The organism is Halomonas ventosae, assembly GCF_004361885.1.
GTDB lineage: Bacteria > Pseudomonadota > Gammaproteobacteria > Pseudomonadales > Halomonadaceae > Halomonas > Halomonas ventosae_C.
Genome location: NZ_SNWH01000004.1, coordinates 107,114 through 120,396 on the forward strand (window position 1 = coordinate 107,114; position 13,283 = coordinate 120,396).

Genomic DNA, 13,283 nt, shown 5'->3' on the forward strand with positions numbered 1-13,283 from the left:
GGACTTATGTTCGAACTCGTAGATAGCGCACCCTCAAGCAGTGCGGTCATTAAGGTTATCGGTGTCGGGGGCGGTGGTGGCAACGCCGTCAATCACATGGTCGAGAGCAACATCGAGGGCGTAGAGTTCATCTGCGCCAATACCGATGCCCAGGCCCTTAAGCGGGTCGCCGCCAAGACTGTGCTCCAGCTCGGCAGCGAGATCACCAAGGGGCTCGGCGCCGGTGCCAACCCGGATGTCGGCCGCCAGGCCGCCATGGAGGACCGCGAGCGCATCGCAGAACTGCTCGGTGGTGCCGACATGGTCTTTATCACCGCCGGCATGGGCGGCGGTACCGGTACCGGCGGGGCGCCCGTTGTCGCCCAGGTGGCCAAGGAGCTGGGCATCCTCACCGTGGCGGTGGTGACTCGGCCCTTCCCCTTCGAGGGACCCAAGCGCATGCGTGCCGCCGAGGAGGGCATGAAGGAGCTCTCCGAACACGTCGACTCCCTGATCACCATTCCCAACGAGAAGCTGCTCTCGGTGCTGGGCAAGAGCGCGACCCTGCTCACCGCCTTCAGTGCCGCCAACGACGTGCTGCTCGGGGCCGTGCAGGGGATCGCCGAGCTGATCACCAGCCCCGGCATCATCAACGTCGACTTCGCCGATGTGCGTACCGTGATGTCCGAGATGGGCATGGCAATGATGGGCACCGGCGGCGCCACCGGCGAGAATCGCGCCCGCGAGGCCGCCGAGAAGGCCATCCGCAGCCCGCTGCTCGAGGACATCGACCTGCACGGTGCCCGCGGGATCCTGGTCAACATCACCGCCGGCCCGGATCTCTCCATCGGTGAGTTCAATGACGTGGGGGCTACCGTCCAGGAATTTGCCTCCCAGGACGCTACCATCGTGGTGGGGACTTCCATCGACATGGATATGACCGACGAACTGCGGGTCACCGTGGTGGCCGCCGGACTGGAAGGCAACAAGGCGCAGAAGCCCGCCTCCCGCGAGGCCGCGCGTCGAGCCGAGCCGAGCGGCTATCGCCAGCGCCCGCAGGCGGCCGCCGGTCGCGGTCAGGCCGCGGCGCCCAGGAGTGAGTCTCCCGAGGCAACCAGGCCGGCGTCGGAAAAGCGCAAGTCCCAGGAACTCGATGACTATCTGGATATCCCGGCCTTCCTGCGGCGGCAAGCCGATTGATTCGCCCTATTGTGTCAATAAGGGGTGTCGGCCGAGATTTCTTTGTTGAAACGTCCGCTCGATGTTAAAGTGAACGCTGTTTGATAATCAACGAGTGCCTGGCGATCGACCATGATCAGACAACGAACCCTGAAGAACGTCATTCGTGCCACCGGCGTCGGCCTGCATTCCGGCAAGAAAGTCTACCTGACCCTGCGGCCGGCACCGGTGGATACGGGCATCGTCTTCGTGCGTACCGACCTGAAACCCGAGGTACAGGTGCCGGCCTATGCCGAGCATGTCACCGACACCACTCTATGCACCGCGCTCTCGGTGGGCGGGGCCAAGGTCGCCACCGTCGAACACCTGATGTCGGCCTTCGCCGGGCTGGGGATCGATAACGCCTACGTCGACCTGAGCGCATCGGAAGTGCCGATCATGGATGGCAGTGCGGGACCCTTCGTGTTCCTGATCCAGTCGGCGGGCATCTCCGAGCAATCCGCCGCCAAGAAATTCATCCGCGTCAAGCGCGAGATCGTGGTGCGCGAGGGCGACAAGGAGGCCATGTTTTTGCCCCACCAGGGCTTCAAGGTCTCCTTTGCCATCGACTTCGACCATCCGGTGTTCGATGAACAGTCAAAAACCGCCATGGTGGACTTCTCCACCACCTCCTTCGTCAAGGAAGTGTCTCGCGCCCGAACCTTCGGTTTCATGCGTGACCTCGAGTACCTGCGCTCCAATAATCTGGCGCTGGGCGGCAGTCTCGACAACGCCATCGTGGTCGACGATTATCGGATCGTGAACGAGGGTGGGCTGCGCTACGACGACGAGTTCGTCAAGCACAAGGTGCTCGACGCCATCGGCGACCTCTACCAGCTCGGCCATAGCCTCATCGGCGAGTTTCGTGGCGTGAAGTCCGGCCATGCCCTGAACAACCAGCTCTGCCGTGCCCTGCTAGCCCAACCGGAGGCCTGGGAGCTCGTCACCTTCGAGGGCGCGTCCGAGAAGGCGCCGATCTCCTATTCCGCGCCGGCCATGGCCTGAACCGGAGTGCGTCCGGAGCGATAAGACGTAAGTTTGAAGAAAAACCGCCTCCAGGCACTTGTCATGGGGGCGGTTCGTTTTATGTTGGGCTCCCGCTTACGGCTGACGCTCTGCGTGGGCCGCCAGCCGCTCCAAGGCCCCCTTTAATCCTGGGTCGTCGACATCGGCGGCACAGCTCGATATCTCGTCGGCGGCCTTTTCTGGCAGGTGGCGAACCTGACGCAGGGGCGGGCGAGCCGGACGCACGGGACGGACCTTGAGGGTGAAGCCGGTCACCGACTCGAAGCCGGGCAGCTGCTGCAGCCGCTGGAGCAGGTGAGGCTGCTCATAGCGCAGCCGGGTCAGCCAGACGGCGCGATCGGTGATCAGAGACAGGCGGCCCTGATGGTAGCCGCCGACGAACAGGTGGTCACGCATCTCCTCAGGCACCTGGTTGCGCAGATAACCCTGCGCGCGCTCGATCAGGCTGGCCATGCGCATCAATGAACCCAGCTCGCCATGGCCTTCCAGCAGCCGCGACATAGGCTGTGCTCTGAACCGTTTAACCTTTATACTCATCAGCTTGATTCTCGGGCTGTGCCCCTGATATTACGCGTCGGCCGCCACTGCTGTGCGGTCGCAAAACACCCAGAGCCTAGCACGCACGGGAGGCCGTCGACAGTATGCCAGCCGCCATCACCGACATCGGCGCAGGGGCTCACGGGAGCCTGCGTCGGCGCTGCGCGACCCGCTGGTGGCTAGCCGGCTTGCTGGTGAGCTGTCTGCTGCCGGCTGGCTTGGCGCACAGCGAGTTACTGCGCCCCATCGAGCGAGCTGCCCAGGTCAGCATCTTGGTACCGGCGCTGCTGCGCGTGCGCTGCCGGCTACAGGCCCGTCGTCATGCCCTGGTGCGCTGGGTTCGGCGGGCGGCATGCTGGCCGAGAAAGAGAGCCAGAGCCGTTGCCGGTCCGATCCTCGCGGCCTGCCGAGCGGTTGCTGCCCATGATGTCCTGACCCGTCGTGGCCCTCCTTGCCTCCGATGACGAGACTATCCGGAGCCGCCGCGGACCCGCCTGTCCGTGACGCGATACCCCACGCTGCCACTGGATCCTTCATGATCAACAACCTCCTACGCAAGGTCGTCGGCTCCAAGAACGACCGCGATGTCAAACGCATGACCCGTCAGGTGACGGATATCAACGTCCTGGAGAGCGAGCTTGAGAGCCTCGATGAGACGTCTCTGAAGGCCCGCACCGCGGCCTTCCGCGAGCGCCTGGAAAACGGCGAGTCTCTCGATGCACTGCTGCCGGAGGCCTTCGCCACGGTGCGCGAGGCCAGCAAGCGCGTCATGGGCATGCGCCATTTCGACGTGCAGATGGTCGGCGGCATCACCCTGCACCGTGGCCGCATCGCCGAGATGAAGACCGGTGAGGGCAAGACGCTGGTGGCGACCTTGGCGGTCTACCTCAATGCCCTGCCGAGCAAGGGCGTGCACGTGGTCACGGTCAACGACTACCTGGCGCGTCGCGATGCCGAGTGGATGCGTCCACTCTATGAATTCCTCGGGCTCTCGGTGGGGGTGATCTTCTCCGGCCAGACGCCGGAAGAAAAGCGCCACGCCTACGCCTGCGACATCACCTACGGCACCAACAACGAGTTCGGCTTCGACTACCTGCGCGACAACATGGCCTTCTCGCTGGAGGAGAAAGTCCAGCGCGGTCTGCACTTCGCCATCGTCGACGAGGTCGACTCCATCCTGATCGACGAGGCGCGGACCCCGCTGATCATCTCCGGGGCGGTAGACGAGAACACCGAGCTCTACCGCGTCGTCGACCGCCTGGCGAAGCATCTCGAGAGGTGCAGTGACGAAGAGGACCCGGAGAGCGGCGACTTCATCCTCGACGAGAAGCAAAAGCAGGTAGAAGTCACCGAGGCCGGCCATCACAAGGTCGAGGAACTGATGCGTGGCGAGGGGCTGCTGGGCGAGGAGGACTCCCTGTATGCCGCCCAGAACCTCAACCTGCTGCAGCACATGCACTCGGCGCTGCGTGCCCGTCACCTCTATCACCGTGACGTGGACTACATCGTCAACGATGGCCAGGTGGTGATCGTCGATGAGCATACCGGGCGCAGCATGCCGGGGCGTCGCTGGTCCGAGGGCCTGCATCAGGCGGTGGAGGCGAAGGAGGGCGTGCCCGTGCAGCGCGAGAGCCAGACGCTCGCCTCGACCACCTTCCAGAACTACTTCCGCCTCTACGACAAGCTCTCCGGCATGACCGGCACCGCCGATACCGAGGCCTTCGAGTTCCGCCAGATCTACGGCCTCGACGTGGTGGTGATTCCCACCAATCGGCCGCTGATCCGCCAGGATCTCAACGATCTCGTGTACCTCACCGCCGAGGAGAAGTTCGAGGCGATCATCGACGACGTCAAGGCCCAGACCGAGGCGGGGCGCCCGGTGCTGGTGGGCACCGCCTCCATCGAGACCAGCGAGTACCTGGCCGACCTGATGAAACGTGCCGGCATGCAGTTCAACGTGCTCAACGCCAAGCAGCATCAGAGCGAGGCGGAGATCATCGCCCAGGCCGGTCGTCCCGGGGCTGTCACCATCGCCACCAACATGGCCGGCCGCGGCACCGATATCGTGCTGGGCGGCAACTGGGAGGCCGAGGCCGCTAAGCTTGAAAACCCCTCCGAGGCCCAGCTCGAACAGCTCAAGGCCGAGTGGCAGGCTCGTCATGACGCGGTGCTCGAGGCCGGCGGCCTGCATGTGATCGGTTCCGAACGCCACGAGTCGCGGCGTATCGACAACCAGCTGCGCGGTCGCGCCGGTCGCCAGGGCGACCCTGGCTCGACACGCTTCTTTCTTTCGCTGGAAGACAACCTGATGCGTCTGTTCGGCTCCGACCGGGTGCAGCGCATGATGAAGGCGCTGGGCCTGGAGCGCGGCGAGGCGATCGAGCACAGGATGGTCTCCAATGCCGTGGAGCGCGCCCAGAAGAAGGTCGAGGGCCGCAACTTCGACATCCGCAAACAGCTGCTCGAGTACGACGACGTGGCTAACGACCAGCGTCGCGTCATCTACGAGCAGCGTAACGAGATTCTGGCCGCCGAGGACGTCTCCGACAGCGTCATGGGTATCCGCGAGGAGGTGCTGGACCTCGCCATCAGCGAGTTCGTGCCGCCCCAAAGCCTGCCCGAGCAGTGGGATCTGGCTGGCCTCCAGGATCACCTGAAGAGCGAGTTCAACCTCGATGCGCCAGTGGTCGAGTGGGCCGAGCAGGACGAGCGTTTCCACGAGGAACAACTGCGCGAGCGGCTGCAGACGATGCATCGCGAGGCCTACGTGGCCAAGGTGGCCGAGGCGGGCGAGGACTTGATGCGCCGCTTCGAGAAGCAGGTGATGCTGCAGGTACTCGACACCCGTTGGAAGGAACACCTGCAGTCCATGGACCACCTGCGCCGGGGCATCCATCTGCGCGGCTATGCCCAGAAGAACCCCAAGCAGGAGTACAAGCGCGAAGCCTTCGAGCTGTTCCAGACCCTGCTCACCAACATCAAGGCCGACGTGACTCGCATCCTCAGCCATGTCCAAGTACGACGCCCCGAAGAGGTCGAGGCCCTGGAGCGTCAGCGTCGCCAGGCGCTGGAACGCGAGCAGGCCGGCGCGGCGAGCCGCCACGATGCGCCCACGACGGCCGATGTGCAGGCCGCGGCCGCTCCGGCCCCGGGGACCGACGGTCGGCCGTTGCGCCGCGAGGGCCCCAAGGTGGGTCGCAATGACCCCTGCCCCTGCGGCTCGGGCAAAAAGTACAAGCAATGCTGCGGCAAGCTGAGCTGAGGAGACCAGATCATGGCAGTGGGCGAGACACACTTTCCGCAGATGCCGGTCATCGAGGGGCTGCGGCTGGGGACCGCCAGGGCCGGAATCAAGACCCCCGATCGCCGCGACCTGGTCGTGGTCGAGATTCCCGCCGGGGCCAGGGTGTCCGGGGTCTTTACCCGCAATGCCTTCTGTGCGGCGCCGGTGACGGTGGCCCGTGAGCACCTCGCCGCCTGCACGGCTCACGGAGGGTCGGTGCGCTACCTGGTGATCAACACCGGCAATGCCAATGCCGGTACCGGCGAGACGGGGCTGCAGGATGCCCGTGCCACCTGTGCGGAGCTGGCACGGCTGGCCGGGGTGAGCGAGCAGGGCGTACTGCCGTTCTCTACCGGGGTGATCGGTGAACCGTTGCCCATGGCGCGGCTACTGGCGGGCCTGCCCGTGGCCCTGCAGGCTCTCGATGATGGGCCTGCCGCCTGGCGAGAGGCTGGCGAGGGGATTCTGACTACCGACACCCGGGCCAAGGGTGCCAGCGTGACCCTGGCGCTGGGCGATAACACGATAACCATCAACGGCATCGCCAAGGGTTCGGGAATGATTCGTCCCGACATGGCCACCATGCTGGCCTTTGTGGCCACCGATGCGATCCTGGAACCGCTGTTGCTCGACCGGCTGCTGCGCGAGGCAGTCGAATGCTCCTTCAACTGCATCAGCGTCGATAGCGACACCTCGACTAACGATGCCTGCCTGCTGATCAGCACCGGGCGGGGGGCTGTTGTAGAAGACGAGGCGGAGCTGGCCATCTTCCGTGACGGCCTGCAGCAGGTGATGATCGAGCTGGCCCAGGCGATCATCCGCGACGGTGAGGGGGCGACCAAGTTCGTCACCCTGCAGGTCGACGAGGCGTGCAGCCGCCGCGAGGCCCTGGATGTGGCCTTCACCGTGGCCCACTCGCCGCTGGTCAAGACTGCGCTGTATGCCTCGGATGCCAACTGGGGCCGGATCCTGGCTGCGGTAGGGCGGGCACCGGTCGAGGATTTTGCTGTGGACCGGGTCACCATCGACCTCGGTGAGGTGCGCCTGGTCGAGCATGGCGGACGCGCGGCAGGCTATACCGAGGAGGCCGGCAGCGCGGTGATGGCTCGCGAGGAGATCGTCATTCGCATCGCGCTGGGGCGTGGCGAGCAGAGCGCTACGGTGTGGACCTCAGATCTGTCCCACGATTACGTGACCATCAATGCCGATTATCGCAGCTAAGCGGTGCAAACGCTCGGCAGTCAGACAGCCATCATCCCGCGCGGCGGCGAGAACGCGTGGGCCAGCGGACCGGAGTCAATGAACACAATGGTAAAGAGAAGGGTGCATGTGGCGGCCGCCGCCATCATCAGTGCCGACGGCCGCGAGGTGCTGCTCGCCCGCCGCCCCTCCAACGTCGATCATGGAGGGCTCTGGGAGTTTCCCGGCGGCAAGCTGGCACCCTATGAGACGGGACTTGAGGCCCTCAAGCGCGAGCTTCACGAGGAGCTCGGTGTGGAGATCCGCCGGGCACAGCCGCTGATTCGCATCCACCACGAATACTCCGACAAGCACATCCTGCTGGATGTGTGGCAAGTCCACGACTTCGCCGGGGAGCCGTTCGGACGCGAGGGACAGGCGGTGCGCTGGGTGCCCATGAGCGAGCTGGTGAACTACCCCTTCCCGGCGGCCAACCTGCCGATCCTGCGCGCGGTCATGCTGCCCACCGAGTTCCTGATCACCGGCGAGGAGACCGATGAGGGGCGATTCAGCGAGCGCCTGGTCCGTGCCCTCGACGAGGACGGGGTGCGCCTGGTCCAGTTGCGTGCCAAGTCGCTGGATGAGGCGGGCTTTTTGCGGCGCGCCGAGCAGGCCCTGGCGCTATGCCAGGCGCGGGGGGCACGCCTGGTGCTCAATGGCGAGCCGTCGCTGCTCGAGGTGGTGGCCGCCGATGGTATCCACCTGACCAGCGATCGGCTGATGAGCCTGAAGCGGCGCCCTCTGCCCGAGAGCAAGTGGCTCTCGGCCTCGACCCATGATCGCCGCCAATTGGACCAGGCGCGGCGCATCGGCTGTGACTTCGTGACGCTCTCGCCGCTGCGTACCACGCCTTCGCATCCAAAGGTGGCGCCGATCGGCTGGCATGACTTTCAGCAACTGGTAGAGCACGCCGGCATGCCGGTCTTTGCTCTGGGTGGCATGACCCGCTTCGATGCCCACCATGCCCGGGCGGTGGGCGCCCAGGGCATCGCCTCGATTCGCGATTTCTGGAAATAACCCCAGCTTAGCGCTGTAAGCTTTAAGCTGTAAGACACTCCCATCGGCCTAGGCTTGTGGGGGTGTGGTGTTTTCCAGGCTCAGGTCAGCCTAGCTTACGGCTTACGGCTTACGGCTTACGGCTTCGCGCGCAGCGCGGTCAGTCCCGATAGCGCCGTGTCAGATCGCCATAGGCGTCGACCCGGCGGTCTCGCAGGTAGGGCCAGATGCGCCGCACTTCCTCGCTGCGTGCCATGTCCAGCGTCACCAGCAGGCGCTGTGCCTGCTGGCCGCCGTGGGCAAGCAGCTCGCCCTGGGGGCCGCAGATGAAGCTGCCACCCCAGAAGTCGATGCCCGGCGTCGCCGCGGACGGGTCCGCTTCGTGGCCGACCCGGTTGGCGACGATCACCGGCAGGCCATTGGCCACGCCGTGGCTGCGCTGGATCAGGGTCCAGGCCTCCTTCTGTCGCCGCTTCTCCGGGGTGTCGTCGGGCGGATGCCAGCCGATGGCGGTGGGGTAGAGCAGCAGCTCCGCGCCGGCCAGGGCCATCAACCGTGCCGCTTCCGGGTACCACTGGTCCCAGCACACCAGCACGCCCAGACGGCCAAGCGAGGTGTCGATGGGCTGAAAGCCCTGGCCGCGGCTATCGTCCTGGTCCCCGGGGGTGAAGTAGAACTTCTCGTAGAAGCCCGGATCGTCGGGGATATGCATCTTGCGGTAGTGGCCCACGCGGCCACGCTCTCGGTCGTAGACCACCGCGGTATTGTGATAAAGGCCCGGTGCGCGGCGCTCGAACAGCGAGCCTACCAGCACGATGTCGAGTTCCTTCGCCAGGGTCGCCAGCCGCGTGCCGGTCGGCCCATCGAGGGGCTCGGCCAGGTCGAAGACTTCGGTATCCTCGCTCTGGCAGAAGTAGTGGGTGGCATGCAGTTCCTGGAGCAGCACCAGCTGGGCGCCGGCAGTGGCCAGCTCGCGAATGCCGGCCTCGCTCTCGGTGAGGCTCTTGGCCTTGTCGGGCCAGGCGGGCTGCTGGACCAGGCCCACCTTCAGGGGTCGGGACACGATGAGTTCTCCTCGAATGTTCGAAACTCGAGACTGATCCGGGAACAGTCCTTCGAGGGGGCGCTGTAAACCCTTCCCTGGGCGCTACCGACGCCATCCCTGGCGTAGAACCCCCTCTGTGGACTGTCTCCGGCGCCTCTTGGTCTCAGTTGAATGCTGCCAGGCTGCCCTGGGGCAGCTGCATGGTCAGGCAGTGCAGGCTGCCATGCTGGCGGATCACGCTCAGGCAGTCGATGGGGATGACGTCGTGGCCGGGAAAGGCCTCGCCTAAGGTGGCCAGGGCCCGGCTGTCGGCCGCGTCGCCATACACCGGCACCAGCACGGCGCCGTTGATGATCAAGAAGTTGGCATAGGTCGCCGGCAGTCGATGGCCATCCACCGGATCATGACGAGCCCGCGGCCAGGGCAGCGGGACCAGCCGGTAGGGCACGCCATCGGCGCGTCGCAGGTTGCGCACTTCGTCCTCCATGGCGGCCAGTGCCGGGTAATGAGGGTCGTGCGGGTCGTCGCAGCGCACATAGGCCAGCGTGGCCGGGTCGCAGAAGCGCACCAGGGTATCCACGTGGCCGTCGGTATCGTCACCTTGCAGATGGCCGTTGGCCAGCCACAGCACCCGCGTGATCCCGAGCTCCGCCTTGAGCCGCGCCTCGATGGCTGGTCTGTCGAGGCCGGGGTTGCGGTTGGGATTGAGCAGGCAGGCCTCGGTGGTCAGCAGGGTGCCCTCGCCATCGGTGTCGATGGCGCCTCCCTCGAGCACCAGGTCGCGGGCTTCCACCGGGCAGGCGAAGGTACCGACGTCCGCCAGGCGGCGGGTCAGAGTGTTGTCGCGGGCAGCCTCGAACTTGCCCCCCCAACCGGTGAATATGTAGTCGAGCAATAGCGGTTCGTCGTCGCGCGTCACGCCGATGGGACCATGATCACGGGCCCAGGTGTCGTCAGCGGCGGCGATCACCAGGCTCAAGCGTGCGGGGTCGACGCCCAGGCAGGCGAAGCGGTGGCCCAGATGGCTGCGGGTCACGGCATCTGGCACGGCGACCAGCACGGCCTGGTAGCGGGCGATGGCCACCACCATGGCCTCCAGCGTTGCCTCGATGCGCTCGAGCAACGGCCCCCAGTCGCTGTCCGGGGCGGGCCAGGTGAGTTGCACGGCATCCTGGGGGTGCCATTCGGGGAGCAGGCGAAGGGCCATGGGCGGGTCTCGTGCAGAGTCGTGACGGCGCAATGTAGGCCGAAGCCGGCAATGATGCAATGATCACGCAAACGGTGGGCACCGGCGATGCAGTGGCTGTCGAAAAACCGTACCATGGGCGCCCGCCGACAAGGAATGTGCCCATGTTCGACCGTCTCCCCTTCCTGATCGGGCTGCGCTATGTGCGCGCCAAGCGTCGCAATCACTTTATCTCCTTCATCTCGTTGACCTCCATGCTGGGCCTGATGTTGGGGGTGGCGGTGCTGATCCTGGTGCTCTCGGTGATGAATGGCTTCGATCATGAGCTGCGTACCCGGGTGCTGGGCATGGTCCCACATACCAAGATCGAGGCGCCGGGCGGGCTGACCGACTGGCAATCGCTGGCCGAGCGCCTCATGGCGCGCGAGCGGGTGATCGGCGCCGCTCCCTATGTCGAACAGCAGGGTATGTTCGCGGTGGGCGGGCGCAACGAGGGTGCCATGGTCATCGGCATCCAGCCCGAGTGGGAAAGCCGGGTCTCGATCATCGATGAACACATGCGTAACGGACGCCTCGATGACCTCGTTCCCGGCGAGTGGCACATCGTGCTTGGCTCGATCCTCGCTCGACGGCTGGGCGTGGGCGTGGGAGATCGCGTGACGCTGCTGGTGCCCGAGGCCTCGATTACCCCGGCGGGTGTCTTTCCGCGGCTCAAGCGCTTCACCGTCAGCGGCATCTTCAGTGTCGGCGCCGACCTGGACGCCTCGCTGGCCTATGCCCACATCGAGGACATGCAGACCCTGGCGCGGCTGGGCGACGCGGTCGGCGGCCTGCGTCTCGAACTGGACGACCTCTTCGCCGCCGGCAGCGAGACCCGGGCGATCATCAATGAACTGGGCCCTGGCTACCGCGGGCTCGACTGGACCTACTCGCATGGCAATCTCTTTCAGGCGATCCAGATGGAGAAGCGCATGATCGCCCTGCTGCTGACGGTGATCGTCGCCGTGGCGGCCTTCAATATCGTCTCTACCCTGGTGATGGTGGTGACTGACAAGCGGGCCGATATCGCCATCCTGCGTACCATCGGCGCCACGCCCCGCTCGATCATGGGGATCTTCATCGTCCAGGGGCTGGCGATCGGCGTGATCGGCATCCTGGTGGGCGTGACCCTGGGCGTGCTGCTGGCCTTGACCGTGTCGGACCTTATCGGCTGGGTGGAGAGCACCTTCGGCATCCACTTCCTCGACGCCGGGGTCTACTTCATCAGCGAGCTGCCGTCGCGCCTGATCTGGAGCGATGTGCGCAATATCGTGTCGGCGGCCTTCGGGCTGACCTTCCTTTCCACCCTGTATCCGGCCTGGCGCGCCGCCCGGGTGCAGCCTGCCGAGGTGCTGCGCTATGAGTGAGATAGCCATGACGTCTGCACAGGCCACGGATGACCGGGCGGGGCGAGTGATGCTCGAATGTCGCGACCTGACCCGCGTCTATCGCGAGGGGCCGCGGGATCTCACCGTGCTGGATGGCTTGGCGATGCGGGTACTGGCCGGGGAGCGGGTGGCCGTGGTCGGCAGTTCCGGCTCCGGCAAGACGACCCTGCTCAACCTGCTGGGTGGGCTGGACCGTCCCAGCGCCGGCGAGGTGCGCATCGCCGATGCGTCGCTGCTGGCGCTCAATGATGCCGAGCTTGGCCGTTTCCGCAATCGCCACATCGGCTTCGTCTACCAGTTCCACCACCTGCTGGCGGAGTTCACTGCCCTGGAGAATGCCGCCCTGCCGCTGATCGTGCGTGGCCAGCGCAAGACGGCCGCCGAGGATCGCGCCGCTTTGCTACTGGCCAGGGTCGGCATGGCCGAACGGGCCGACCACAAGCCCGGCGAGCTGTCGGGCGGCGAGCGCCAGCGGGTGGCCATTGCCCGGGCGCTGGTCACCGACCCCAGCCTGGTGTTGATGGACGAGCCCACCGGCAACCTGGATCAGACCACTGCGGCGAGCATCCTGGCGCTGATGGACGAGCTGGCGAGCAGTGCGGCCTGTGCCTTCGTGATCGTGACCCATGATCCTGGTCTTGCCGCCCATCAGGATCGCGTCCTTCGCCTCGACGGTGGACGCCTGATCGAGCAAACAGCGGGCGACTAAGCCTCCACGCCTCCACGCCTCCACGCCTCATGAGGGGGTGACCTCATTTCTCTCTGGCGGCTGGTGGATGCCGCCGCCGTCGCCATGCACGTGCCTTCCAATGGCGCGAGACCTGCCAGCGCCATACCAGGCGAACCACCAGGTTGGCCCATGCAGCGATGACCACCGAGGCGACCAGGGAACCCAGGGCCAGCGGCGGCAGGATCTCCACCAGCTGTTCGGCGATCCAGCGGGTGGAGAGATGCTCCGGCGCCTGGCGGACCTGAATGTCCAGCAGCCAGGCCCCCAACCGATAATTGCCATAGAAGATCAACGGTATGGTCAGGGGGTTGGTGAGCCATACCAGGCCGATGGAGAGCGGCAGGTTGCAACGCACTAGCCAGGCGCCCAGGGCGGCTAGCAACATCTGGAAGGGGATCGGCAACAGGGCGCAGAACAGCCCTACCGAAAAGGCATTGGCCACGCTGCGACGCGTCAGCATCCACAGCGAAGGGTTGCCGATCAGATGACTGACGAAGCGCAGTGAACGTCGCCGCCTGAGGGCATCCGGGTGGGGCAGGTAGCGCTGCAGCAGTCGGCGCGGCATTGACGTGGAACTCGCAACTTCGAATCCCGAGCTATTATCCATACATGTCGAC

The 13,283-nt window shown here is 65.6% G+C and carries 11 protein-coding genes; 7 read left to right on the forward strand and 4 right to left on the reverse strand.

Annotation, left to right across the window (positions count from 1 at the left end; translation table 11 throughout):
- Nucleotides 1–6 precede the first annotated feature (6 nt).
- Both ftsZ and lpxC read left to right on the forward strand, forming a co-directional pair.
- On the forward strand, nucleotides 7–1,179 hold the full coding sequence (ftsZ, locus tag DFO68_RS04775) for a cell division protein FtsZ (RefSeq protein WP_133482541.1): 1,173 nt from the start codon (nucleotides 7–9) through the stop codon (nucleotides 1,177–1,179).
- Between the two features lie 111 nt (nucleotides 1,180–1,290).
- The gene (gene lpxC / locus DFO68_RS04780) at nucleotides 1,291–2,202 is read left to right on the forward strand and encodes a UDP-3-O-acyl-N-acetylglucosamine deacetylase (protein WP_133482542.1); all 912 of its coding nucleotides are present in this window, start codon (nucleotides 1,291–1,293) and stop codon (nucleotides 2,200–2,202) included.
- Between the two features lie 96 nt (nucleotides 2,203–2,298).
- Here the strand turns inward: lpxC and DFO68_RS04785 are convergent, their stop codons facing one another.
- Entirely contained in the window at nucleotides 2,299–2,724 is a 426-nt protein-coding gene (locus DFO68_RS04785) for a DUF721 domain-containing protein (protein WP_133482543.1), read from the reverse strand.
- A 571-nt stretch (nucleotides 2,725–3,295) separates the two neighbouring features.
- Between DFO68_RS04785 and secA the strand changes: the two genes are divergently transcribed.
- The 3 genes from secA (at nucleotide 3,296) to DFO68_RS04800 (ending at nucleotide 8,299) form a co-directional block, all read left to right on the forward strand.
- The gene (gene secA, locus DFO68_RS04790) at nucleotides 3,296–6,022 is read left to right on the forward strand and encodes a preprotein translocase subunit SecA (protein WP_133482544.1); all 2,727 of its coding nucleotides are present in this window, start codon (nucleotides 3,296–3,298) and stop codon (nucleotides 6,020–6,022) included.
- Nucleotides 6,023–6,034: 12 nt separating this feature from the next.
- The gene (gene argJ / locus DFO68_RS04795; protein ID WP_133482545.1) at nucleotides 6,035–7,264 is read left to right on the forward strand and encodes a bifunctional glutamate N-acetyltransferase/amino-acid acetyltransferase ArgJ; all 1,230 of its coding nucleotides are present in this window, start codon (nucleotides 6,035–6,037) and stop codon (nucleotides 7,262–7,264) included.
- 87 nt (nucleotides 7,265–7,351) lie between these two features.
- On the forward strand, nucleotides 7,352–8,299 hold the full coding sequence (locus tag DFO68_RS04800; protein WP_133482638.1) for a Nudix family hydrolase: 948 nt from the start codon (nucleotides 7,352–7,354) through the stop codon (nucleotides 8,297–8,299).
- Between the two features lie 139 nt (nucleotides 8,300–8,438).
- Here DFO68_RS04800 and DFO68_RS04805 read toward each other — a convergent pair whose 3' ends face one another.
- Together DFO68_RS04805 and DFO68_RS04810 are read right to left on the reverse strand one after the other, a co-directional pair.
- Entirely contained in the window at nucleotides 8,439–9,341 is a 903-nt protein-coding gene (locus DFO68_RS04805) for a carbon-nitrogen hydrolase (protein WP_133482546.1), read from the reverse strand.
- A gap of 145 nt (nucleotides 9,342–9,486) precedes the next feature.
- Nucleotides 9,487–10,530 carry an agmatine deiminase family protein gene (locus tag DFO68_RS04810; protein ID WP_133482547.1) on the reverse strand — a complete coding sequence of 348 codons (1,044 nt, stop codon included), beginning with the start codon at nucleotides 10,528–10,530 and terminating at the stop codon, nucleotides 9,487–9,489.
- A gap of 143 nt (nucleotides 10,531–10,673) precedes the next feature.
- Between DFO68_RS04810 and DFO68_RS04815 the strand changes: the two genes are divergently transcribed.
- Together DFO68_RS04815 and DFO68_RS04820 are read left to right on the forward strand one after the other, a co-directional pair.
- Nucleotides 10,674–11,915 carry a lipoprotein-releasing ABC transporter permease subunit gene (locus tag DFO68_RS04815; RefSeq protein ID WP_133482548.1) on the forward strand — a complete coding sequence of 414 codons (1,242 nt, stop codon included), beginning with the start codon at nucleotides 10,674–10,676 and terminating at the stop codon, nucleotides 11,913–11,915.
- 7 nt (nucleotides 11,916–11,922) lie between these two features.
- Complete coding sequence (locus DFO68_RS04820) at nucleotides 11,923–12,645, forward strand: ABC transporter ATP-binding protein (protein ID WP_243726414.1); 723 nt, start codon at nucleotides 11,923–11,925, stop codon at nucleotides 12,643–12,645.
- Nucleotides 12,646–12,688: 43 nt separating this feature from the next.
- Here DFO68_RS04820 and DFO68_RS04825 read toward each other — a convergent pair whose 3' ends face one another.
- On the reverse strand, nucleotides 12,689–13,231 hold the full coding sequence (locus tag DFO68_RS04825; protein ID WP_133482550.1) for a DUF2062 domain-containing protein: 543 nt from the start codon (nucleotides 13,229–13,231) through the stop codon (nucleotides 12,689–12,691).
- Between the last annotated feature and the right edge of the window lie 52 nt (nucleotides 13,232–13,283).

Coding starts and splice junctions, on each gene's coding strand:
- ftsZ (WP_133482541.1), top strand. CDS start 7: ATGTTCGAACTCGTAGATAGCGCACCCTCAAGCAGTGCGGTCATTAAG.
- lpxC (WP_133482542.1), top strand. CDS start 1,291: ATGATCAGACAACGAACCCTGAAGAACGTCATTCGTGCCACCGGCGTC.
- DFO68_RS04785 (WP_133482543.1), bottom strand. CDS start 2,724: ATGTCGCGGCTGCTGGAAGGCCATGGCGAGCTGGGTTCATTGATGCGC.
- secA (WP_133482544.1), top strand. CDS start 3,296: ATGATCAACAACCTCCTACGCAAGGTCGTCGGCTCCAAGAACGACCGC.
- argJ (WP_133482545.1), top strand. CDS start 6,035: ATGGCAGTGGGCGAGACACACTTTCCGCAGATGCCGGTCATCGAGGGG.
- DFO68_RS04800 (WP_133482638.1), top strand. CDS start 7,352: ATGGTAAAGAGAAGGGTGCATGTGGCGGCCGCCGCCATCATCAGTGCC.
- DFO68_RS04810 (WP_133482547.1), bottom strand. CDS start 10,530: ATGGCCCTTCGCCTGCTCCCCGAATGGCACCCCCAGGATGCCGTGCAA.
- DFO68_RS04815 (WP_133482548.1), top strand. CDS start 10,674: ATGTTCGACCGTCTCCCCTTCCTGATCGGGCTGCGCTATGTGCGCGCC.
- DFO68_RS04820 (WP_243726414.1), top strand. CDS start 11,923: ATGACGTCTGCACAGGCCACGGATGACCGGGCGGGGCGAGTGATGCTC.
- DFO68_RS04825 (WP_133482550.1), bottom strand. CDS start 13,231: ATGCCGCGCCGACTGCTGCAGCGCTACCTGCCCCACCCGGATGCCCTC.